The organism is Rothia sp. CCM 9419 (assembly GCF_048512815.1).
GTDB lineage: Bacteria > Actinomycetota > Actinomycetes > Actinomycetales > Micrococcaceae > Rothia.
In genome coordinates, this window is record NZ_JBLXXY010000001.1 from 116432 (window position 1) to 140653 (window position 24222).

The 24222-nt window shown below is 48.2% G+C and carries 20 protein-coding genes; 12 read left to right on the forward strand and 8 right to left on the reverse strand.

The genetic code is table 11. The annotated features are described in order from the left end of the window. Positions 1–2046: a glycoside hydrolase family 15 protein gene (locus tag ACN08W_RS00590; protein WP_419108528.1), complete on the forward strand. Its 2046-nt coding sequence runs from the start codon at positions 1–3 to the stop codon at positions 2044–2046. A 57-nt stretch (positions 2047–2103) separates the two neighbouring features. Here ACN08W_RS00590 and ACN08W_RS00595 read toward each other — a convergent pair whose 3' ends face one another. From ACN08W_RS00595 to pta, 4 genes are all read right to left on the reverse strand, one after another. Further along, complete coding sequence (locus ACN08W_RS00595) at positions 2104–3063, reverse strand: bile acid:sodium symporter family protein (protein WP_419108529.1); 960 nt, start codon at positions 3061–3063, stop codon at positions 2104–2106. A 5-nt stretch (positions 3064–3068) separates the two neighbouring features. Then, positions 3069–4451 carry a M48 family metallopeptidase gene (locus ACN08W_RS00600; RefSeq protein WP_419103217.1) on the reverse strand — a complete coding sequence of 461 codons (1383 nt, stop codon included), beginning with the start codon at positions 4449–4451 and terminating at the stop codon, positions 3069–3071. 190 nt (positions 4452–4641) lie between these two features. Then, positions 4642–5781 carry an acetate/propionate family kinase gene (locus ACN08W_RS00605; protein WP_419103216.1) on the reverse strand — a complete coding sequence of 380 codons (1140 nt, stop codon included), beginning with the start codon at positions 5779–5781 and terminating at the stop codon, positions 4642–4644. A 118-nt stretch (positions 5782–5899) separates the two neighbouring features. Further along, positions 5900–8011 (reverse strand): phosphate acetyltransferase, encoded by a 2112-nt coding sequence (gene pta, locus ACN08W_RS00610; protein ID WP_419108530.1) that lies wholly within the window; start codon positions 8009–8011, stop codon positions 5900–5902. A 217-nt stretch (positions 8012–8228) separates the two neighbouring features. Here pta and ACN08W_RS00615 point away from each other — a divergent pair, with 217 nt between their 5' ends. Together ACN08W_RS00615 and ACN08W_RS00620 are read left to right on the forward strand one after the other, a co-directional pair. Then, positions 8229–8540, forward strand: coding sequence for a thiamine-binding protein (locus ACN08W_RS00615; RefSeq protein ID WP_419101174.1), 312 nt, complete (start codon positions 8229–8231; stop codon positions 8538–8540). A 333-nt stretch (positions 8541–8873) separates the two neighbouring features. After that, entirely contained in the window at positions 8874–9875 is a 1002-nt protein-coding gene (locus ACN08W_RS00620) for a hypothetical protein (protein ID WP_419108531.1), read from the forward strand. Positions 9876–9918: 43 nt separating this feature from the next. Here the strand turns inward: ACN08W_RS00620 and ACN08W_RS00625 are convergent, their stop codons facing one another. Beyond that, complete coding sequence (locus tag ACN08W_RS00625) at positions 9919–10497, reverse strand: GNAT family N-acetyltransferase (RefSeq protein WP_419108532.1); 579 nt, start codon at positions 10495–10497, stop codon at positions 9919–9921. Positions 10498–10562: 65 nt separating this feature from the next. Between ACN08W_RS00625 and ACN08W_RS00630 the strand changes: the two genes are divergently transcribed. Next, positions 10563–11444 carry a spermidine synthase gene (locus ACN08W_RS00630; protein WP_419108533.1) on the forward strand — a complete coding sequence of 294 codons (882 nt, stop codon included), beginning with the start codon at positions 10563–10565 and terminating at the stop codon, positions 11442–11444. A 77-nt stretch (positions 11445–11521) separates the two neighbouring features. Here the strand turns inward: ACN08W_RS00630 and ACN08W_RS00635 are convergent, their stop codons facing one another. Further along, positions 11522–11785 (reverse strand): hypothetical protein, encoded by a 264-nt coding sequence (locus ACN08W_RS00635; protein WP_419108534.1) that lies wholly within the window; start codon positions 11783–11785, stop codon positions 11522–11524. 147 nt (positions 11786–11932) lie between these two features. Here ACN08W_RS00635 and ACN08W_RS00640 point away from each other — a divergent pair, with 147 nt between their 5' ends. Beyond that, positions 11933–13126 (forward strand): polysaccharide pyruvyl transferase family protein, encoded by a 1194-nt coding sequence (locus ACN08W_RS00640; protein WP_419108535.1) that lies wholly within the window; start codon positions 11933–11935, stop codon positions 13124–13126. 96 nt (positions 13127–13222) lie between these two features. On the opposite strand, the gene ACN08W_RS00645 is transcribed toward ACN08W_RS00640, so the two are convergent. Then, positions 13223–14695: an NCS2 family permease gene (locus ACN08W_RS00645; protein WP_419108536.1), complete on the reverse strand. Its 1473-nt coding sequence runs from the start codon at positions 14693–14695 to the stop codon at positions 13223–13225. Between the two features lie 352 nt (positions 14696–15047). On the opposite strand from ACN08W_RS00645, the gene ACN08W_RS00650 reads away from it, so the two are divergent. From ACN08W_RS00650 to ACN08W_RS00675, 6 genes are all read left to right on the forward strand, one after another. After that, positions 15048–15386 carry a DUF2218 domain-containing protein gene (locus ACN08W_RS00650; RefSeq protein ID WP_419108537.1) on the forward strand — a complete coding sequence of 113 codons (339 nt, stop codon included), beginning with the start codon at positions 15048–15050 and terminating at the stop codon, positions 15384–15386. Between the two features lie 141 nt (positions 15387–15527). Further along, positions 15528–16919 (forward strand): hexose-6-phosphate:phosphate antiporter, encoded by a 1392-nt coding sequence (gene uhpT, locus ACN08W_RS00655; protein ID WP_419103207.1) that lies wholly within the window; start codon positions 15528–15530, stop codon positions 16917–16919. A 205-nt stretch (positions 16920–17124) separates the two neighbouring features. Further along, entirely contained in the window at positions 17125–17499 is a 375-nt protein-coding gene (locus ACN08W_RS00660) for a hypothetical protein (RefSeq protein ID WP_419108538.1), read from the forward strand. Positions 17500–17519: 20 nt separating this feature from the next. Continuing rightward, positions 17520–19082 (forward strand): hypothetical protein, encoded by a 1563-nt coding sequence (locus tag ACN08W_RS00665; protein ID WP_419108539.1) that lies wholly within the window; start codon positions 17520–17522, stop codon positions 19080–19082. Beyond that, positions 19082–19720 (forward strand): ABC transporter ATP-binding protein, encoded by a 639-nt coding sequence (locus ACN08W_RS00670; protein WP_419108540.1) that lies wholly within the window; start codon positions 19082–19084, stop codon positions 19718–19720. Before ACN08W_RS00665 ends, ACN08W_RS00670 begins: the two co-directional genes overlap by 1 nt. A 174-nt stretch (positions 19721–19894) precedes the next feature. Next, positions 19895–21295 (forward strand): FAD-dependent oxidoreductase, encoded by a 1401-nt coding sequence (locus tag ACN08W_RS00675; RefSeq protein ID WP_419101162.1) that lies wholly within the window; start codon positions 19895–19897, stop codon positions 21293–21295. A 68-nt stretch (positions 21296–21363) separates the two neighbouring features. Here ACN08W_RS00675 and ACN08W_RS00680 read toward each other — a convergent pair whose 3' ends face one another. Beyond that, entirely contained in the window at positions 21364–22623 is a 1260-nt protein-coding gene (locus tag ACN08W_RS00680; RefSeq protein WP_419108541.1) for a D-arabinono-1,4-lactone oxidase, read from the reverse strand. Between the two features lie 372 nt (positions 22624–22995). Here ACN08W_RS00680 and ACN08W_RS00685 point away from each other — a divergent pair, with 372 nt between their 5' ends. After that, positions 22996–24051: an acyltransferase family protein gene (locus ACN08W_RS00685; RefSeq protein WP_419108542.1), complete on the forward strand. Its 1056-nt coding sequence runs from the start codon at positions 22996–22998 to the stop codon at positions 24049–24051. Positions 24052–24222: the final 171 nt, after the last annotated feature.

The following is a 24222-nucleotide window of genomic DNA, read 5'->3' on the forward strand; positions in this document are numbered from 1 at the left end:
ATGGCTTCTTTTATCGAGGACTACGCATTATTATCTGATATGAACACTGGAGCGCTTGTCTCCCGCGCAGGATCCATTGACTGGTTTTGCGCCCCAAGATTCGACTCCGGTGCCGTGTTCGCCGCCCTACTAGGGGACAGAGAACACGGACGATGGCTGCTTGCGCCCCTAGAATCAGTAAACCCCGCCCCCGTAGAAGAAGTTCGTACAGAACGCTCCTACCGAGAAAACACCTTCACTCTCCAAACCATCTGGCACATCGGAGACGCCAGCGTACGCGTCACAGATTTTATGCCATTAACCGGCGGAACCTCCATCGTACGAAACGTCGAAGGACTCACCGGAGAGGTCGTCATGCTCCACGAGCTCACCATGCGATTCGACAACGGAAAAACAACACCATGGGTCACCCGCTACACCGACGGAGACACCGACCCCATGGTCATCGGAATGGCTGGACCTCACGCGCTCGTCTTCCGTGGAGATACCATTCCCGACACCCAACATGGTGCCCATACCGACACATTCGTTGTATCTGCCGGACAACACTATTCTTTCTCCCTGAGCTATTTCGCTTCAAACCACAACCCGCCCGCACCCATCGACTATGACACCGCCTTGACCTACGCCAACGAACAATGGAGCGAATGGTCAGAACTTTTCACTACAGGGCGCAACGAACCAGCACCAGAAACATCATCACGCCCTGTCATCACCGCAACAGAAGCTGTCTCAGATTCAACGAACACCAACGAAACCGCTGTTTGGGCAACACGCTCTATCGGTGAAGCTCTCAACACTGAAAATGACCCTGTGACCAATACGCAACTACCAGAAATTGATTCACAGACCTATCACGAACTCGCGCAAACAGCAACGCACACCATCCTGCCAAACACCGCAGAAGACACCCAAAATGAGCACGATGCACTCTACCGAGAAGCACGGCTACGCGCACTACTCACACTACGCGCCCTCATCTCCCGAGAAACTGGCGGACTCGTCGGTGCCCTCACCACATCGCTACCTGAAACCCTAGGCGGTAGTAGAAACTGGGACTTTAGATTCTCATGGCTACGAGACGTCGCCATGGCAATGGACGTGACCCTTACACACGGACACGAACGAGAAACTGCCCAACTAAGAAACTGGATACTTCGTGCCGTAGCAAATAACCCTCAAAAACTTCACGCCGTCTACGGTGTCGCCGGAGAAAAAGACGACCTAGACCGTCGCCTCGCATTACCAGGCTACGAAGGTTCACAACCGGTTCGCTCAGGTAACGGCTCAGGAGAATACTTCCAAGCAGACGCTCTAGGGCAAATGCTCGTCACCTTCGCAAACTTGCGTCATAACGGGGTAGGGGAGGACCACCTATCATGGCCGCTACAAAAAGAACTCCTCAACTCAGCCGTTGAACGAATCGGACAAGCAGACCGATCACTGTGGGAAATGCGAGCAGAACCTCGCATCTACACTCATTCTCAAGTCATGCTATGGGCAGCCTTTAACGCCGGAGTATCAGCGGTTGAAGACTATGGTCTTGCTGGAGACGGAGCATTATGGGCACATTGTCGAGACAGCCTTGCAGAAGAAATTCTCGAACACGGCTACAACCCAGAATTGAATTCCTTCGTGCAAACCTACGACGGAACCACCGTAGACGCCTCCTTATTGCAACTTCCACAGGTAGGCTTCTTAGATTGGTCTGACGAACGCATGCTCGGCACTGTCCGCAGAATTGAACAAGAATTACAGCATGCTAGCGGAATGATTTATCGCTACATTAACCGCAACGGGTTTGACGGTTTTGAAGACCAAGATAACCTACACTGTGCAGCTTCGCTCTGGTTAGCAGAACAATACATACGTTCTGGTCGAGAACAAGACGGGCGAAGAATTCTCGATACAGTACTGGGGGTTGCGAACGACCTTAACCTGATGAGCTCAGAATACGATTTCACCGCTGAGCGAATGACAGGTAACTTCCCGCATTCTCTAGCGCATATATCTTTGATTCGTACCGTAGAAGCTCTAGGTTTATAACCACCAGAACTTTCAAGGAATATAATCTATAACCACTGGTCAAGAAGGAGTTATAGATTATATTCCTTTTTTGGCATATTGAGCGGCTTGATGAGCGCACACCATCAATTGCACCTGATGGAAAATCATCAACGGAACAATCAAAACACCCACCTGAGAACTACCAAAAATAACAGCAGCCATCGGAAGACCCGTCGCTAAAGATTTCTTCGTTCCACAGAACTGAATAGCGATAATGTCCTGACTGCTAAACCCAGCACGAGAAGCAACCGCACGTGTTAGCCACAACATGGCGTACACAAAAAGTATTGAAAAAATTACTAGAAGAGATAACTGCCACCAGCTAATACGGCTCCAAACACCGTGAACAATACCCTCAGAAAAAGCCATATAAACCACCATGGCAATAGAGAGACGATCCACCTGTTTTGTCACCGGACGGTGCGCAAAATCTGCACTCCAACGACGCATCAGCTGTCCTGCAATAAAGGGTGCAAGTAACTGTATAGCAATGTCCAAAAAGATATTTCCACTAATGGTAATGCCATCAGAGTGCATCAAAAACATGACTAAAAGAGGTGTAGCAAAAACCCCCGTAATGTTCGAGACAGAGGCAGAAACAATTGCACCAGCAACATTACCGCGAGCAATAGAAGTAAAGGCCACAGAAGATTGCACCGTTGAAGGAACAAGAGTCATATAAAGAATCCCTAAATATAGCTCATGCCCCAGCACCATACCCATCGGGAACAGAAGAACCCCCATGAAAGGGAAAACAATAAAGGTAAAAGCAAGAATCAGCAGATGAAGACGCCAATGCTTTAACCCCTCTAAAGCCTGCTGAGGAGAAAGACGAGAACCATAGAGAAAGAACAATAAAGCAATAGCAATTTTTGTTGCGAACGAAAAACTCTCAGCAAAAGCGCCTGTGGCTGGGGCAATAAAAGCAATCACCGCTGCCAGCACAATCAACATGATGAGCGGGTCAGCGGTGATGCGTGGAATACGAAGAGCCATAGAGGCTATTTTACGATACGGCCCTCATCGTCATTGCCTTCTTCTGCAGATGTAGAAGTATATGACGTTTCTTCACTCTTTGATTCCTGTACATGATTCTCAGCTGGCATCTGAGGGCGCAAATGCGGTGGAACCCATAGCGTGAAGAGGGTGTCAGATATGCGGCGGTCACGCTCGGTAGCTGGCTCCTTCTTCTGCGTCTGAACGATACCCCAATGCTCATTATCAGCACGTTCTGGGTAGATATTCATGAAGTCTGTTGCCTGCAACGGATCTGGCCATAGGCGAGCAGGCTCAGCCGCTGGAACAGCAGAAAGAGGATATGGCGGGTTGGTCTTCGGACGCCAAATAAGTCGTCCTGGTTCAGAACGGTCACGCAAAGCATGGGCACGCCACGTCGTTGGAGGATGAGTCAAGGATAGGTTGCTCATCCACGTAAAGAACCCTTTTTCATAGACTGCGCGGTTTGCTAATTCATCACTATTGACTTCGTTGCACAAGTATTTACCGGCAGAAAGAACACCCATCGTTTGGAGTGCACCTTGAGGTGCAAGACGATACCCAAAATTATCTGCAGTGTATTCTTGTGCGCGTGAGAGCGTCGAACCAAGAACCGGAATTTGCATAAAAAATGACGTAAAAATCAGTCGGAAATAGCTGACGTGTCCGGCGGCAATATGCCCCACCTCGTGCCCAATGATAAAGCGTAGAGCCTCGGGGTTTCTTGCTTTTCCACCTATCTCAAAAAGGTCTGAGTAGATGACAATAAAGCGGCGGTGTCCATGCCCCGAAGCGAAAGCATTAATCTGGCCGTTGCCTAATTGCACATAGGCATCTGGTACACGACGAAGTCCGCTAGCACGCGCCGCATCAACAACCATTTGGTAGGCTTCGGGGAATTGTGTAGGGGTAATACGCACCGCGATAAGCCGAATTTTTGCGTAGGTTAAAGCACGCACAATAAATATGCCTAGAGGGGCATAAATAGCGATGAGAAGAAGCTGTTTAAGCGTAGCCCCCGGCGTCATACCCTCTGCTGCACCAGTAATCACTGACACAAAATTAACGACCAAATAAATAAAACCAGCAATATACACCGCAAAAGTCAATAAATACGCTGCAATCACCCACGGTAGCTCACCCGGATGACGTAAAGAGTTAATGAACTTAAACGGCATCAACGATTGATACTTCAGCAACGATGGTGCCGGCAACGGAGAAATCGGATGCTGACGAGAGTCTTCAGGAATCCAACCTCGTGACACGTCATCAGGTAACGGGTGCTCTGTAATATTCTGAGCACCCAACGGAGGATAATTCTGAGAGGAATGGTTCTCAGATGGCTGACCCGCTGGTGTCATACCGTCGTCATGGGGAGGTTGACTCATTGCTGTTTCTTTCGCTCTCGACAAGGGTGTTCACTGGTTACTATAGTACGCATTAGCGACAAGGAGAACCTCATCCGAAGGAAGTAATTAACGTTCGAAATTGTTGTGTATCAAAACTTTTAAATACTATGCGGGGTGTATCCTCACCACAGTGAGGATACACCCCGCATAGAATCCACAAACAAAATAATTATGCCGAAGCTACAATCACTTCGGTTGCTTGAGCAATAGCTAATTCTTCATTCGTAGGAATAACAAGAACAGGAATTGCAGACTCTTCAGTAGAGATAATACGTGGCTCATCACCACGAACAAGGTTTGCCTCAGGGTCAAGAGTGATACCCAAAGCACCGAGACGCTCAATGGTTAGGGCACGGAACTCAGAAGAGTTCTCGCCGATACCAGCGGTAAAGATCAACGCCTGCATACCACCAACAGCTACATGGTAACCACCGATGTATTTTGCAAGACGATAAGTGGTCATATCCAAGGCGAGCTTTGCGCGCTGATCACCATTTTCCATCGCATTGACAACAGTACGCATATCGTTATCGCCTGCAATAGCAAGCAAACCGGATTCTTTGTTGAGAATCTGATCCATACGCTCAGCAGTAAGTTCTGGGTCGCGCATCATCAAAGATGTGAGAACAGAAGGATCGATGTCACCGCTACGAGTACCCATAACCAAACCTGCAAGAGGAGTGTACCCCATGGACGTATCGAGGCATTTACCGTGAGCAATAGCGGTAGCAGAGGCACCGTTGCCGAGGTGCGCAACAACAGCGTTGAACTTTTCACGCTCAATGCCGAGGAATTCTGCTGCAATACCAGTAACGTAGTCGTGGCTTGTACCGTGGAATCCGTAACGGCGCACACCGTATTTCTCGTAGAATTCTTCTGGAACAGCGTAACGGTACACATGCTCTGGCATGGTGGAATGGAAAGCATTATCAAAAACAGCCACCTGAGGAACACCAGGATATGTCTCAGTTGCTGCTTTAATGCCCATAACGTGTGCAGGGTTGTGCAACGGAGCTAGCGGGGATAGCTCATCAATCTTTTGGAGAACCTCATCGTCGATAAGTACTGGTTCAGTAAAGACGTCTCCACCTTGAACAACACGGTGACCAATCGCTTGAATTTCACGACCGTGGAGAGGTTCTTTGAGGTCTTCTGCCATGATGGCAAGAGCTTCTGTGTGGCTTGGAATCTTGGTTCCAATGTTTTCGATGAGTCCTTTAGCGAGAACCTGCTCAGCTTCTGGCAAAGAGGTATCGCGTGCCTGATATTTGACGGAGGAAGAACCGCAGTTCACAACGAGAATGAGCAAAATATTTTCCTTTTCTATAGAGAATCTAAAGGTGTTGTGCAACAGAACATTCTGTTGCACAACACAAACGCTTCAAACAATAAGCCTGCCCCTTTGAACAGAGCCACCGTTATCCGTTTTAGAGAGTTTGAGCCTGAATTGCGGTGATAGCAACGGTGTTGATGATGTCATCAACGGTGCAACCGCGAGAAAGATCATTTACAGGCTTACGTAGTCCTTGAAGTACCGGACCAACAGCAACGGCACCAGAAGTCTGCTGTACAGCCTTATAGGTGTTGTTACCGGTGTTCAGGTCAGGGAATACGAAGACTGTTGCTTGTCCGGCAACTTTAGAGTCTGGCATCTTTGAAGAAGCAATAGACATATTAGAAGCTGCATCGAACTGGATAGGTCCTTCAACCTCAAAGTCGGGCTGCTGAGCTTTGACGATTTCGGTTGCCTCACGTACAACCTCAACATCTGCACCAGAACCGGATGTTCCGGTGGAGTAAGAGAGCATCGCAACCTTAGGCGTCACACCAAATTGGCGGGCAGTTTCTGCTGACGCTGTAGCAATATCAGCAAGCTGCTCTGCATTGGGGTTGGGGTTCACAGCACAGTCACCGAAAACCAAGACGCGGTCTTCCATGAGCATGAGGAATACGGAGGAAACAATTTTTACGCCGGGGCGAGTCTTCACAAACTCCAATGATGGGCGAATAGTGTTTGCGGTGGTGTTAACCGCGCCGGAGACCATACCGTCAACAATGCCCTTGTAGACGAGCATAGTGCCAAAGTAGGAGGCATCTTGTTGCATGCGTCCGCGAGCTGCTTCAACTGTCATGCCTTTATGCGCGCGTAGCTGAGCATATTCTTGTGCAAAATCTTCGGTGTATTCATTATCGTTGAGGTCGATAATGCGGATACCGTTCTTATCTTCTCCGGCGAGAGGAAGGTTAATGCCCTCAGCCTGACAAATCTCAGAGATTTTTGCGGGATTACCAATGAGAACGAGGTTGCAGAAGTCACGGCGAGCAATAATCTCAGAGGCACGGAGGATACGTACATCATGGCCTTCAGGTAAGACAATGGTGCGACGGTTTTGGCGTGCTTTTTCAATGAGGTTATGCAAGAAGCGTAGCGGAGTCATGGATGCAGGACGCTCTAACTCGAGGCGTTCAAGCAACTCATCAGGGTCTACAGAGCGGGACCATTCACCGAGTGCTGCAGCAATTTTACGAGGCTGTCCGTTAGAGAGTGAGCCTTCGACACGTGATACTGCTCGTCCTGATTGGAAGGTGTCCATGGTGGTCTCAAAGACAGGGAATGGCGCATTGCTCATCAAGGAGCTAATGACAGTGTCATTCTTAACCTCAGAGAATCCGCCGGTGAGGAGCATACCAGCAGGTGCTGGGAAGGTGGGCGAAAGAGCTGAAGCAAGTGACGCGACAACAACGTCAGTGCGGTCACCTGGGACAATGACGAAGTCTCCGTCAGTGAACTGGTCAAGGAAGTTTGCGACGGTCATTGCCGCAATTTTGACGTCGTGAATATCGCGGTTGAGGTGCTCTTCGTCGATTCCTTCAGCGGATAGTTCCAGTGCCGCCACCATTTCGGAGATTGAAGGTAGGGTAAGCTCAGGAATTTCTGGAAGAACGTAGACGGGGCGTTTTGAAGGACCGCGTTTGACGCTCTTGAGAATTTCCTCGCGTAATTCTGGTTTGCAACGGTTGACCATAATACCCAAAATGTCGACTTTGGCGTTGGTCAATTCGGTGCGTGCAACATCTACGGCGTTGACGATGTCTTGCACAGAGGATTCTCGTGCACCAACTATTGCGATAACGGGTAGCCCAAGATCGCGAGCGAACTGCACGTTGAGGTCGAATTCGACGGTGACTGCGTTGTGAGCCATAAGGTCAGTACCATCGACGATGATGACATCACATTCTGAGGCCATTTCTGCGTAGACAGATACTGCAATAGAGGACATTTCTTCGTGGTTGCCTTGAGCGAGAAGCTCACGGCAACGTTCGAGGGACACTCCTCCGCGGGCTTGTAGGCTGGTAAGCCCAAAGTTTTGCCGCATGAGGTTGAGCATTGGGTCCTGGGCTTCGGTTTGTCCGTTGAAGACAGGGCGGAAGTAGCCGACTCTATCTGCACGTTTGATGAGGGAGTCTGCTAGACCTAAGCTCACCAAGGACTTGCCAGAAAGCGGGTTCATTGCTGAAAGGTAGATACCGGTTGTCATGTCTCGTTTCTACTATCTCTTGTACGTCCCGATGGTGGGGCGGATGTCACGGCACTCTTTTGTGTCGATAGTTCATTTGAATTTTATGCCTTAATAGGCGGGTGGTGGGGTAGATTAGTTCCCTCTGTGGGGTAACTCATGAGAATGTTCTATTTTTATGACGATGCTTTGACACGTGGTATTGAGTGTGTGTGCTGATGTGTCGTAGGGTGAAAATATGTTATTTGCTTTTTCTGTTGCACCCACTGGTGGTGCCTATGAAGATGGTTCTGTTCATACTGCTGTTGCTCAAGCTGTGAAGATTGTGAATGAGTCTGGTTTGCCGAACGAGACGAATGCAATGTTCACCATCATTGAGGGCGAATGGGATGAATGCATGGATGTTATTAAGCGTGCGACGGAGGCGGTTTCTGCTGTTGCTCCTCGAGTGTCTTTGGTGGTTAAAGCTGATATTCGCCCAGGGCACGACAGCGGTGAGATAACCGGTAAGGTGGAGCGCTTGAATAAGGCGTTGTCTCAAGAGAGTTAACTATTTTTGGGTGGCTTTGTTGCCACGTGTGAGCGGTCTATTGTTCTTGACGAACGATAGGCCGCTTTTTTGTGGGTGTGGTATGAGGTGAAAATTTTACTAAAACGACATAAGTGTTTAAATATGCAATATATGTTGTAGATTTTTTATTTTCTATATACAGTAGGAATAGTTTCCCCAAGCTAAACCAATGTTTTAAATGTTTTTTAATTTTATTCTGTATATTTTTTCGCCTATTTGAAGTGTCTTCATAACACACACCGTAGAAGAACACCCCCAGAGTCGGCGCCATCTTCCCCCGTACGCGCAGCCCCACACTAATAGAAGCCCCCTATGAAAAATATTGACTCTTACCTCTCAACACTATTTTCCGAATACCCACCAACCCCAGCGTTTAAACATGCCAAAAAACGACTCCGACTACGCATGAAAAAACGTCTAAAAACACTCATCAAACACGGTAAAACACCCAGTGAAGCACAAAACATCGTCATAGCAGAGCACAACTCCTTAGAAGCTCTAGCCGACGAACTCAACATCGCAGAAGAAATCATCTCTTATAGAACGGGCAAAAGCTTTTACGGAATTGCTCAACCCATGTACTCCCTCGTCACCCAAGAATGCGCCCAAAAATATTCTCAGGCACTCAAAGAAAGCTCCGCCCAAAGAGCAACAGGAACCATTTTCTTTATCCTCGGATTAGCTTTCTTCCTGCTTTGTATCTCAATCTGCGGAGAGCACCATACCGTATCAATACCCCTTGCAACGGTAGGGCTTATCCTCTGTATCGTAATAGGCCGCTTCTTGCTCCATCGGGTGAAAAAATACATGAGCCCCTTTAGCATGGTCGAAGAATACGGTTTCATGGCAGACCCAGCCGTCAAACAATGGGTGCATGAACAAGAACAAGAACAGAAAAAACACGCACGCCCCCTCAAAGCTGCAGGTGTACTACTTATCGCAACCTCACCCATCGGCGTCATCGCTCCTGCTATCTTGACCGATAACCACCAAGTATCCACCGTGGGACTTACCCTACTGCTCTGCATGGTTGCTGCTGGCGTATGGATTATCATCTTTTGCTCCTGGGCAACAAGAGCCGCTGACACTATCTGCGTGCAATCTCAAGACTGGGGAGCCAATCAAACACGCTCTACCCCCTTGCTACACCTTCTCAGAAAATCATACTGGGGTATCGTCATCATCATTTTCCTACTCTGGGGATTCTCCGGAAACCTCTGGGCAGAAGCATGGATTGTTTTTCCTGTCGCCGCAATCTTATGCTGTGCCCTCGACAGAAACTCTCACCATGACGACAAAAGCAACGGCTTATAACTACCCTATGCTGTGATGGCCACGCATAAAATCATCCGAGGTGTTAAGACGTAAGAGTGATCCCGCGAAACATGCGCCCCACACGCATACTCGGACCATCGGGATTATGCCACGACCCCAAACACGTCAACGAAAATCCCTCATGGCTAAACCCATTCTTCTCATAGAAGCGTTGCGCTTTCGCATTACCTTCTACAATATGAAGATACGCCGGCTCCTCCGAATCGAGAACAGCATCAAAAAGTGCCTGACCCAACCCCTGACCATGAGCCTGCTCAAGAGTATATAACTGAACTAGCTCACGAGAACCAGCAGGAACCTGCACAAAATCAAGCTCACTCTCCCACGGTAACGGACCTAGCCGAGACAATCCAAGGCCTACTGGAGACAAAGAATCTGCAGAAGTATCGTACGCAAGAAAAGCCCGCGACTGAGCAGAAGAAACATTGTCCACAAATTCTTCAACTAGCTCATCACGAGAATCACGCTGACGGTGTATAAAACCCTCGTCCCCATAGCCAGCATAAGTCTGCTCTAAACACTTCAACTGCAAATCAACATACACATCTACATCCTCAACAGTGGCAGGAATAAGCCTATACTGACGGTGAATGATTTCCACGAACATCGCCCTTATCTCATCTGTACATCATGGATAGATACCCTCAACACTGTACCCTTAAACCTGTGGCTAGACGCAGAAGAAAAACAAAGAACACCGCAACAGACCAAAGCGCCCTCGTCGAAGGAAAATACCCCATCTCTACAGGGGTAGCAGAACTCATTGAAGATGACTACACTCCCGGTGGATGGGTCCTTGAAATCAACGGTATGGAATCATCACATATCGTCTTAGACGACCCCAGAGCACTGGACTTTGAATATATGCGATGGATAGCTGCCGCCGTCGAAACCTATGCAGAAAGTACCCTAGACATCGAAAAATTACGTTTAACACACCTCGGCGGAGGGGCGTGCTCCATGGCGCGCTACTTTGTGGACGTTTACCCAAAATCACGCAATACGGTGGTAGAACTTGACGCAAAACTCGCAGAATACGTACGCCAGTGGTTCTCACTACCGCAAGCACCACAGCTTAAAATACGAGTAGGCGAAGCGCGAGCTGTGACAGAAACATTTACCGCCCAATCGCGTGACATCATCATTCGTGATGTTTTTGCCGGATACATCACCCCCGAACCGCTCACAACACTAGAATTCACGCGCATCGCCTCAGAATCCCTATCTCACAAAGGTCTATACATTATTAACTGTGGTGACTATCCAGAACTCTTAGGAGCAAAAGCAGAAGCTGCCGCTATCGCAGAAGTCTTTGAACATACCTGCATTATCGCTGACCCTGCCATGCTCAAAGGTCGCAGACGAGGCAACATCATTATTGCTGGTGCTCACTCTCCACTGCCATTAGACGGCGAATATCTTGCCACCCAACTGACCAAGAGACTCCTTGGCGGTGCCGTACCAGCACAATATAAAGATGACCGCTGGGTACGAAAATTTGCACAAGGTGCAACCCCTCGCCACGATAAGCCGGTGACGGAAAACTAGTTTTATACGAGGAAGACAGAGGGTGCTCACCAGCTAACTGGTGAGCACCCTCTGTCTGATATGTCGATATAAAACTTTTAGTCAACTTTAAAAAGCTGATGGGTGTTGTGCCCTTTTGTCCAAGGCATACGAGAATGAAATCTGAAATAGGTAAACGTGTACACAACTGCAGAAAAAATACTGCAGACAATAAGAATAAAAAATGTTGTTTTGAGGATAGCAGCCATACTCTGTAATTCCATGCCAGAGCGCCCAGTCACCATAATCGCTACAGCGATTGCAACCATAAAAGAAACAATCGCAAGGTTTCGGGGGAGCTTTTCTACTGTTTTCCGAGACATCAAAACCTCCTTGAGATGTAACTAACCTAACATCACACAAGGTTTTTAGTCAACCTACTTAGTATTTTCTTCTGGTGCCAACATCCACTACCATAAGAAACCTTCCGCCTATTTACCGGCACAAACAAAGACGAGTAAGGTAGTACCGTGAAAAAAATTCTGCAACAAATCCCCGGGTTCTCCACACCAAAAAACACTACCGAAGAACACCGCCACGAAAACATCGCCACCACACACCAACCAGAAGAAGCCCCCATCTACCTCATTTCCATGGCAGGCTACCCCAACTACGGCGACGAACTCATCACCCGCAGATGGCTCGAATTCTTTGCAGAACACAAACCCAACACCGAAATCTGGCTCGACGTTCGTGAACCCGGAACAGCCAGCGCCCTCTTCAAAAACATCCACCCCAATCTACACGTTGTCAACACCGTATTCCGTGCCATCTTCGAATACGAACATAACCTCAACCGCCACCCTAGCGAACTCATTAAAACACTCGGCTCACCACGCTTCGACGCAGGACTACTCCAACTACGCAGAGCCGGAACCATACACCTCCTCGGCGGCGGATTCATCAACAATGTCTGGCCATCCAACGCCCTCATCATCGAAACCATGCAAGCAACAGCCCAAGAAACTGGAGCGCGACTCATCGCCACCGGACAAGGACTCATGCCACGCATCACCGAAAACTTCACCGGATTCTCACACATCAGCGTACGAGACACCCCCAGCTCCTACGCCCTAGGCATTACCCGCGGACTCGACGACGCCTACCTCATCAACCCCAACACCCTCACCCAAAACACCGCAGAATTCTCACCAGAGAACACACGCCTCTACCTCTGCGTCCAAAACGACGCCGTAGAAGACGGACAACACCAACGAATGCTCAACTTCGTCCGCGCACAAGTCAAAAAACTCGACATACCCCGCGACAACATCCACTACGTCGAAGCAATCCCCGGTGCCGACTACGCCGGATACGAAGCACTACAAGACATTGTTAGCCCCCACGGATTTATCTCCTTCCAACAATTCTGGGACGAAGACTTCACTTTCTCACCAGAACAACTCTGGATAACCAGCCGATTCCACCACCACCTCATGGCATCTCTCGCCGGTGCCCGCGGAATCGCACTGAGTGGAAAACCCGACTACTACGACGTCAAACACCAGTCCCTACTCGAGCTAGGAAGCCACTGGAAACTCTCTAACGCAGATTCCCAAGAACTCTACGACTGGGACGACCTCACCGCACCCGAAGACATGACTCAACACGTGCACACCAAATACGCACAAGCACAACAGCTCTATAACATCACCAACACATAAATATCTTCACCACAAAACGATGAGGGTCGATAGCCTAACCAGCTATCGACCCTCATCGTTTAGAAGAACTAAAAATAGCACCTTCTGTTCAAACGTTTAGTGTAGGAGCCCCTCAACAACGCCCATGCTGAAGTAAAGCACAAAAGCACCAGCAACTGCATACATGAGCGGATGGATGTCGCGGGTACGACCCTGAACCAGACGAATAAAGACGTAGCAAATAAATCCGGCACCAATACCATCAGCGATGGAGTAGGTGAAAGGCATCATAATAATCGTCAAGAACGCTGGAATGCCAAGACCCCAATCTGTCCAATCAATATGAACAGCCTGACGAACCATCAAGAAACCAACAACAACCAGAGCCGGTGCGACAGCCTCAAATGGAACAATATTAACCAGCGGAGAAATGAAGACCGCAAGTAAGAACATCGCACCAGTAATCAGGTTTGCAAAACCAGTACGAGCACCATCGCCGATACCCGTTGCTGATTCAACATAAATCTGGTGAGAGGAGCTTGAAGCGCCACCGCCGGCAACAGAACCCAAAGCATCAACCAGAAGAACCTGATTGATTCCTTCAATCTTTCCGTCCTTGCCAAGAGTGCCATTCTCAGCCGCAAGACCAACAGAAGTGCCCATTGCATCAAAGAAGACTGCTAACAAGATAGAAAATACAAGCAAGGATGCTGCTGCGCCGCTCAAAGACTGGAATGCACCGAAAAGATCAGCTGAACCGATAAGAGACAAATCAGGCAAGCTGAACCACTGAGTAGGAACACCCGGAACCATCAAAGACCAACCCGTTGGTGAATCAATAGAAGACCCAGAAGGCGCGACTGTTTCAAGGAAAATGGAGAGCGCGGTTGATGCCACTACTGAAATCAGAATAGCTCCACGAACATTACGAATAAATAATGCAATGGTGAGGAACAAACCAAAGAGGAATACGACAGTTGGCCAACCCATAAGATGGCCGCCGACACCAAAGGAGACAGGAACGGTTGTTCCTGCTGCGTCTGGCATGCGGCGCACAATACCGGCATCAACTAAGCCAATAAAAGCGATAAACATGCCGATACCAACAACAATAGCGGTTTTGAGGCTTTGCGGTACCGCGTTAAAAACTGCGGTTCGGAAACCGGTAAGCACCAACAAAAGCATGATGATACCTGCCCAAACAACAAGCCCCATAATCTGGGGCCACGTAAGGTTTGGGGTGGTTGCAATGGTTGATGCGAGCAGGGCGTTAACGCCTAATCCTGCTGCCATTGCAAAGGGCTGACGTGCCCAAATGCCCATCATGATGGTCATGATGCCGGCGATAAGAGAAGTAACAGCTGCTACTTTCTCTGGCCCGAGGATGTTGCCTGCAGAATCTGCCCCAGTACCAATAATGAGGGGATTTAGTACCACGATGTAGCTCATGGCGAAGAAGGTTGCGAAACCACCTCGAATTTCTGTTCCGAAGGTAGAGCCTCGCTCAGTAATTTTGAAGAAACGGTCTAACCCATTAGTAGGGGTGGGTGCCGATGCGGATGCGTGAGCCGCGGTGTTCTCAGAAGACATTCGTTGAATCCGTAGTTACTCTCGTGTGAATGGGAACAAAAAGCCCCAAAAATGAAGAAAGCGTTAACGATGCGCAAATGCGCAATGTCAACGCTGATAATTACCTGATAATAATACGTCTTGAGGGGCTATTTTGTGGTAAAACCTGCCGTAATTTTCGAGAAAACCTTAATAAAAATACAGTAATGCTTCCAAAGGACACACGAAGGTTACCTTACTAGCGGATTACTTAGACAACCCCATAGAACTCACAGCAAATACAGGGTTACTTTTGGTGTTGCCAGACTGCTAGTGTAGACGAGAAGAAAACCGTTAGTTCTTGGTCTATAGACATACCCTGAAGGACACCCTCGTGAGCGTATATCCTGCTATTTCAGAGCTGGCATGTTCTGCCCAAGCTGTTGTTGAGACTTCTCGTCCTGCACGATACGCAAAACAGTTGATATCGCATATGTGCCATAAAGTCCCTTGTGAAGAAATAGTTGATGGCCATCGAATCACTTTTAACCGAGAAGGTATTTTTAGTGGCTATGGTGATGTTCTCGTGACAGATATTGCCGGTGAGACGAAACTTGTTTTATGGGCATATGCAGAGGACGAAGAGCGCTTAGAACGCGTTAAGGGTGTTCTTATTCGACATTTAGAACGTTTTGGTGAGCGCGAGGGGCTGAGCGCTCATTTTAGCGTTTGAGAATATGTTGTAACATATCGTCAGAGACGTGAACAAAAGTTCATTTGACAAGGTGTTTTAACGAAATATCGTATTTAATGAATCCTAAATCATTGAATACCGTTCACCCGAACGATATTCGTATCATTTAGGAGGAACACCATGCTGGATTTCTTCGCAATCCGCAAAGCCCCACCGTCTGGCCTATCTACCAGCGAACAACGCAAACTCTGGCTCCGAGAATTCCTTAAAGCCTTCTTCGTTGTGTTCTTGGTGTACATGTCAATGTACCTAATCCGCAACAACTTTAAAGCTGCTCAACCGCTCCTTAAAGAAGAATACGGGCTAAGCACCCTCGAACTGGGCTATATCGGTCTAGCGTTCTCTATCACCTATGGTTTAGGAAAAACCCTTGTTGGGTATTTCGTAGACGGCAGAAATTCTAAACGTATCGTTTCTGCCCTACTCGTCTCTGCCTCCCTCATGGTTCTGCTCATGGGACTATTACTGAGCGCATTCGGCTCTGTAATCGGTATCTTTGTGGTGCTATGGGGACTCAACGGCGTCTTCCAATCTGCTGGTGGGCCCGCCTCATACTCGACTATTTCACGGTGGACACCGCGTGAAAAACGAGGACGTTACCTCGGCTTCTGGAATGCCTCACACAACATTGGCGGCGCTATTGCTGGCGGTCTCGCCCTATGGGGAGCGAACGTCTTCTTCAACGGTCACGTTGTTGGTATGTTCATTTTTCCTGCACTGATTGGTCTCGCTATCGGTATCGCAGGTCTTTTCATTGGCAAAGACGACCCCGAAGAGCTTGGCTGGAACCGTTCAGAAGAAATTTTTGACGAACCCATTGAAGAAGAAAACACCCAATCTGAGTCTTTGACCAAATGGCAGATTTTTACCACCTATGTTCTCAAAAACCCGTGGATTTGGATTCTATGCACTTCAAATATCTTCGTGTACATCGTGCGTATCGGCATTGATAACTGGGCGCCACTATATGTGAGTGAAGAACTGAACTTTAGCACTTCAGACGCTGTGAACACGATTTTCTTCTTTGAGATTGGTGCCCTCGTTGCAAGTATGTCGTGGGGCTACATCTCCGACTTGCTTAAAGGACGCCGTGCACTGGTCTCTGTTGGGTGTCTCTTCCTCATCTTCTTCGCCGTCGGACTCTATAAGAATGCGCATAGCGTGGCAGAAGTTAACATTGCCCTCTTCTGTTTGGGTGCGCTCATCTTTGGCCCACAGTTACTGATTGGTGTTTCCTTGGTGGGCTTTGTCCCTAAACGTGCAGTCAGTGTAGCAAACGGCATGAGCGGTACTTTCGCTTATCTTCTAGGGGACTCGATGGCAAAGGTGGGTCTAGCCGCCATCGCCGACCCCGAGCGTTCTGGACTTACCGTCTTTGGCCATGTGCTACACGGCTGGGACTCTGTGTTCACCGTATTCTATGCTGCTTTGATCATCGGGATTATCCTTCTGGGCATCGTCGCTTATGGTGAAGAACGCAAGATTCGTCGTTTACAAAAAGCTGAGCAATAAACAGGCTTATCTCTGATAAAAAGCGGTGTTGTTGTGATGAAATCTCATCACAACAACACCGCTTTTTGCTATTCGGGGAAACCTGCCGAGTACACGTTTTATCCTTGCTATTTTTTAGAATACAGAGCGAGTTGAGCACCCTAACACTAAAAAATAAATATTATGAATACGTAATATGCCGTTGTGTCTCCATAGGAATAAGCCGATGACTAGCCGTGTTCGTGGAATAATCCTCATTGCCCTTGCCGTAATTGTAGGGTTGATCATGCTCTTAAACCCCCTCACTAACGTTTCAGAATCAGTTCAGCTCTTTTGGGTTTTCCTCACCTATACGTGGTTCGCTCTCGTCGTGCTTCTGAGTATCATCTATGTCTTCACAGAGACCCTAAAACTCGGACCAAACATTCCCCTAGCCGTCTCCCTGCTGCTTGGCGGAGCTGTCTCTATGTGTACAACGGCTTTAGCCTGCCAGACAGAGAACACCATCTCTATGGTGTTCTCAATTCTCTGGTTGCTTGCCTTTTGCCTCATTGGAATTATCGAGTTCAGGCAACGCTCTCGCATTAATCAGTCATTTTAAATAAGCCCAAGAACATTCCCATGAGCAGCAACGCTACGCCGAGAACACAACAACGAGACCGGTGGATTCACCACGTTATACTTCTTATCAAAACTAGCAAACTATTAGATGTACGAGCTGTTGCACCAGAATTTCGTCTCACCCGCAACGCTTACCTCCTCCTTGGCTTAGCTTGCCTTCTCGTCAGCATATTACTGGGGCTATTCCTTACGTTCTTTGTGATTGCTGCCCCCACATTATTTGCCTATGTTGGCGAATCGCAGCACCTCGTCCCGTCACTACTTTCTCTCGGTGGAATCTACTGCTTGACTCATCACCTCCTAAAAATATCGGGTCGCACTGCACGCGAAATCAATGCTCCAGCTGATGCCACCATCCTTACGCACGCCGGCTTCACCCGAGGGCAACTATTCACAGCACGGCTCATTCTTCCCCTAACATTCGAAACGCTACTGATGGTCATTGCCTTGTGCTCATACTCCATCATTGCAATCTATAACTGGGAAATACCAGCACACATCATCCTTAAACCGTTACTGATAGGAACCCTGCTTAGCATCTCTGGAGGACTCTTTCGAGGAACTGCACTATGCCTACTAGCAACAGGCAGAACGTCAATGACCACGCTACGAGTACTTCTTTGGTCTTTCTTCTTGTACGGTGCCGGAAGCATCTTTGCAGGGGTTCTACTGCCTATCGTGATGGGAGAAGACAGCTTCCGTGAGGCTATACAAAAATGTTTTGCTTTCCTCCTCTCCGAGCAAGGAACAATAACACTCCTCAGCCTGACCCTCATCCTTTTAGGCGTATCAGTAGCAGCGTTAATCCGTCTACGACATAAAATCTTCTGGAATAACGCACCCATAGACTCTGCCCCCACCTACACAACATGGCGCATACCATTACCTCAAAATGCGTGGAGACGACTCATTGCCCTGCCACTGACCATCACCCGAGATACAACAGCGGGAGAATCTGGAGAATTTCTCATCTCTGCCCGCATCACATATTTTTCAGCAGCTTTCTGCACCGGCATACTGGTCAATAACACCGTGATAGAGCCCTTCTTACCTGCTGAAGCCGCATGGGGCATAGCCATGGGAGCACCCCTACTATCTACCGGTGTAGCACACGGAATCTGCTCGGTAAACGCGTATCGCCCACTACTTCCTCACCTAACAGCATCACTGCTCGGGGAACGCGGCGTAGCAAGCGCAATAGTCTGCTCAACCACCTTAGTATGTGCACCATTGAGCCTATTATCTTTACCACTACTCTTGCTCATGTCATCAGTCTCAGCCTCTTCACTCCTGATCGCATGGCTGACTGGAATACTCATCTCGCCGGCACTCACCCTCTGGGCAGACTGCCTGTTCCCCGGTCGTCTACCCTCACAATCTAACGGGCGTATCCGCCAAAACCCCATCGCCTCCACCCTCATCTCTGTTATAGCCGGCATATTTGCGCTCATCGCCTATGCACTCCTTCACCACAATACGCCCTTCTACGTTCTACCCCTCATCAGCATCTGCCTTGCAACACTATTCACCCTGACCGCCCGAATCCCCAGAAAAACACTCTAATGGCTCTATTAACCACCACTCACCTACATTTTGGGTTTACACCCGACCAACCCATACTCGAAGACATCAACCTCAGCCTCGACACCCATCAGGCAATCATTTTCAACGGCCCCAACGGCGCCGGAAAAAGCACCCTCCTAAATCTCATAGCCGGAGCACTACGACCCACTGGCGGAGAAATCACCCTAGCAGGACACCCACCCCACAGCATAGAGGGGCGACGTACCCGCTGGCATATGAGTACAGAACCAGCGCTCTTTAGACTTCTCACCGTCCGCGAACAACTAGAGTTCTACTGTGCCGCCTACGGCACAGACCCCGCTGCAGCACTAGACCTTCTACAAAAACTCGTACCAGAAGACATTACCGACCAACTATGCACACAAATCTCAAGCGGACAAGCACAAAAAGTATGGTTTGTTGCCACCATCGCCGCACACCAAGCACCACTACTATTACTCGACGAACCATTCTCCACTATCGACATAGACTCCGTACCCCTCATGATTGATATCCTCGAAACAGAACGCTTAGCAGGGCGCTCAATCATTCTCATAACCCATACGCACCAGCACCTTCTACCCAACACCTGGCTAGAAAAAGACATACGCTCTTTAAACACAAACCACACAGCATAAAAACCTCAGAACACAACAACCCAGCTCACGAAAGTTAAGTAAACCTAAGTTTTTAGAGGTTCAGCACACAAGAGAGTCCACACAGAGGCATCTGATAGGTAAACTAATGCCCAAGTGTGTAAATCATCCAGCCAGCCCCACCACATCAGGGAACTGGCACCGAAAGGAAAAACTGTGTCTGAAGCACGCCCCCTGCGCGTTGCCGTCATCGGCTCTGGACCTGCTGGCATCTACGCGGCAGATATCCTCACCAAATCAAAAGAAGTCAAAAACGGTGAACTTGAAGTATCCATCGACATCTTCGACCGCTACCCTGCACCCTTCGGCCTCATCCGCTACGGTGTAGCACCCGACCACCCCCGTATCAAAGGAATTATCACCGCACTACATAAAGTCCTTGACCGCGGTGACATCCGCTTCTTCGGCAACGTAGAATACGGCAAAGACCTCTCCCTCGAAGACCTCCGCGAACACTACGACGCCATCATCTTCGCAACCGGCGCTATCAAAGACGCAAACCTTGACATCCCCGGTGTAGAACTCGACGGCTCCTACGGCGCGTCAGACTTCGTTTCCTGGTACGACGCACACCCCGACTACCCTCGCGAATGGCCACTTAACGCCCGCGAAATCGCAGTACTCGGCAACGGCAACGTAGCGCTAGACGTCGCCCGTGTCCTCTCCAAACACGCAGATGATCTACTCGTCACTGAAATTCCTGACCACGTCTACGAAGGACTAAAATCTTCACCAGTTACCGACGTACACGTCTTCGGACGCCGTGGACCAGCACAGATTAAATTCACCCCGCTAGAACTCCGAGAACTAGCACACTCCCGTGACGTAGACATCGTCCTCTACGAAGAAGACTTCCAATTCGACGAAGCCTCACAAGAAGCGATGGAAACCAACTCTCAAGTTAAAGTCATGATGAAAACCCTCAACGGCTGGCTTGAGAAACAAAAAGAAGAACCACAAACCGCATCCCGCCGACTACACCTACACTTCTTGCAATCTCCAGCAGAAATCCTTGGTGAGGACGGCAAAGTGACCGCCCTCAAGATGGAACGCAACGAACTCGACGGCAACGGTGGTATCAAAGGCACCGGAGAATTCGTTGAATACCCCATGCAAGCGGTTTACCGTGCTATCGGCTACTTCGGTTCAGAACTTCCTGAGGTTGGCTTCGACCCCGTACGCGGTGTCATCACCAACGTTGAAGGCCGCGTCGTCGATAATGAAGGGACACCTGTTCCCGGGTTATACGCAACAGGGTGGATTAAACGAGGCCCCGTCGGACTGATTGGTTCAACTAAATCAGACGCGTTAGAGACCATCACCCACCTACTATCTGACCGTGAGAACCTCTACACTGCTACTGAGCCATGCGCCGAGACCTTCAGCGCATACCTTGACTCTAAAGGCATCGAATACACCACATGGGAAGGCTGGCATAAGCTGGACGAACACGAACGTGCACTTGGTGCTGCCGCGCAGGACGCTTCCGGTGAGCCACGCGCTCGTGTGAAGGTGACTGACCGTGAAGAGATGATTCGTATTTCACGTTCACTCTAAGATCTCTAACGTTTGGGCCTATCATGAGAATCCTCATGGTAGGCCCAAACTGTTAAGTTCTTTCAACACTAGGTAAGTAAACGGCGTAGCTGAGCGTTAAGAAATATCCCCTGAGGGTCTAGCTCTTTTCGGAGAGCGCAGAACCACTCAAAACGTGGGTAGAGTCCCTGAAGTTCTTCTGCACTATTGGTGTGATAGTGTCCCCAATGCGCTCGCCCGCCGTGTGCTTTGAAAATTGTCTCTAGTGTATTGAATGCTTGCTGTGGTGGTGTCTTCCAGTATTCACGTGCGCAGATGAAGACGGTGTCTTGTTGGTATGCCGGTGATAGTGCAATGTTATCTGCGGCTGCTGTACGAACCAGAAGCGGGTAACTGAGGTGTTTGTTGCTGTCATGGTAGGAGGCGCGGATATCTTCCATGATGGTTGCAAGTTGGCTTCTGTTGAAAGCGTATTCCATGGTGTGATGGCGGACTGTGCGTTTTTGTGTGTAGACCTGTGGCGCTAAATCTGCGTAACGTCTGTTGCCTTTGCCCCAGTTTGAGATGCTGTTGAGGATTGGTTTCGTTGCGGGCTGTTTATACCCGAGATAACTGATGAGGTGAAATGCTCCGTTATTGAGGGTGTTGTCGCCGAGATGTCTTCGGGCTTTGCTTAATACGGCGGAAGGGTTCATGTACCCATCGGTGAGTAACGGTAAGCGGGTAAGTCGTCGAGTTCTAACTTGTGAAGATCCTATGAACCATGTTGTTTCATAATGATCTGCGTTTGATGAACGTTCTGCGAAATGGTGGATGACGTCTTTGTACGCACGTTTTCGTTCTGCTGCGTGGAGTCGAAAGAGCGGTTCGATACGGAACGTCAGCGAGAAGATGATACCGAGGGCCCCTAGCCCGAGTTGTGCTGCGGTGAAGATATCGTTGTTCTTATGCGGGGAGCATGTGAGGACGTCTCCTTGAGCGGTGATAAATGTCAGTTCTTGCAATTGTGTAGCGAAGATACCATAGGTGTTGCCCGTTCCGTGCATGCCTGTGGAGATTGCTTCAGCGAGGGTTTGTTCCCCAGTCCTTCCCATGTTGGTGAAGGTGAATCCGTGTTCTGCTAGGATTTTTGATGCTTCGTTAAGGGTTGTTCCGGCTAGAAACGTAGCTTGTTGTTGCTGCGGGTTGATGTCTGTGAGTCCGCTAAGCTGATTGAGTGAGAGTATGCGGGTTTCAGATTCTGTAATATTTTTGGAATTGTATCCTGTATCGAACACGGTGATGGTTTGTTGGTGTTCGCTGGCATTTTTAATGGTTTTTTGTATTTCTTGAATATTTCGGGGCGCCATGGTGCGGTGTTCCTGTTTTTGTGTGTTCCAGCGATGTCGACGCATTGTTCCTCCCAATGTGGATAAAGTATCCTTTTCTATTCTCTCATTGGCTCTTGGATACTGGTTTCTTTTGACCGTGGTTTTGAGGTGTCGTCAGGTGGATTTTGTGATGGTTTGTGGGGATAGATATGGGGTATCTTAATGTTTCGGGTATCATGCATAAGGTAGTGGTACTGCGGAACAGTTTTAAGATTAATCCTAGTAATATATTTATTCTAATTCTATTGTTGGGTTTGATGCTTATGCTGGGCTATTTATTTATTGCATATTTTTGTGTAGTAAAAATGTTCATTTTGTAATCACTTCGTATATATTTAAAGGGACACAATTTTGGGGCATCAAACTCTTAACGATTCATTGTTAAATAGAAGAAACTCGTTAAATTTCATTAGGCTTGTGCTAGCAGCAATAGTTATTGTTGGTCATGCTCCCTTGCAGTTATATGGAGATAGCAACATAACGGATATTTGGGTTCGTAAAGTTAATTCTTTGGGTAGCTATGCTGTGATGATGTTTTTTGTTATTTCTGGTTATCTTATTTTGGCAAGTACCAGACATGGCAATTTGAAATCTTATGCGTGGAGGAGATTTCTGCGAATCTACCCCGCTTATTGGGGGATGCTCTTATTCATTGCTTTTATCGCTGCGCCATTGTCGTCTTTGCTGGGTTATTTTCCATCGAATGGCTGGGAAGTGTCTCAGTCTGTTCGCTATTTGATAAGTAATTTCACGATTGTCTCACCCTCGTATGTTGCAGATATTGCTGGCTCTCCGGCGGGGGTTGGTGTTCCGGGAGTTTGGAATGGTCCTATCTGGACATTGAAATATGAAGTTGTTTTGTATGTTGTATTAATTCCTTTTGGATTTTTGAGTTTTATTAAAAATAAACAGCGGTTGTATGTAACAATATTTGCAATTTTCTCTGCTATTTTTGCGGCTTATAGTTATCTGGCTGATTTTGTTTTTCCTGGATTCAATAATCTTCCTCACCTAATGTCATTCTTTTTTATGGGATCATTATTCTACGTGTGGGGCGATAAGATTATTGTAAAAAGAGAAATGTCTATATTGTGCGCGATATTATCTATTGTTATATTCCTTCTTAATTCTGAGCTTCCTAATCTCTTGCTGCAACCATTGTTCGCGTATGCAATCCTGACGCTAGGTGTTGTTTTGAAGACGGATTTTGCTCAAAAGAATGATATTTCTTATGGTCTTTACATCTATGGATGGCCTGTTCAACAAGTCCTGCTTATGGTTGGTTTTAGTACTTTGAGCTGGCCAATCAACGCTTTGGTAACATGCGTTGTAGCCGTGGCTTTGGCATCAGTCTCATGGTTTTTGATCGAGAGACCAGCGTTATCTTTGAAGAGGATTGTTAAATAACTGCTGCTCTGGACGTTCTCTGTGGTGTCGATTTTTGAAATTTTTTCTGGGAGTTTGAATCTGCGAAACCCTAGCACATGTGATGGTCGGCACCTATGATTAAAGTGAGTTCTTGAAACGCTAATGGCAAGACGTTAGTACCCTTCAAGGCTCTTGATGAGAAGGAGAACG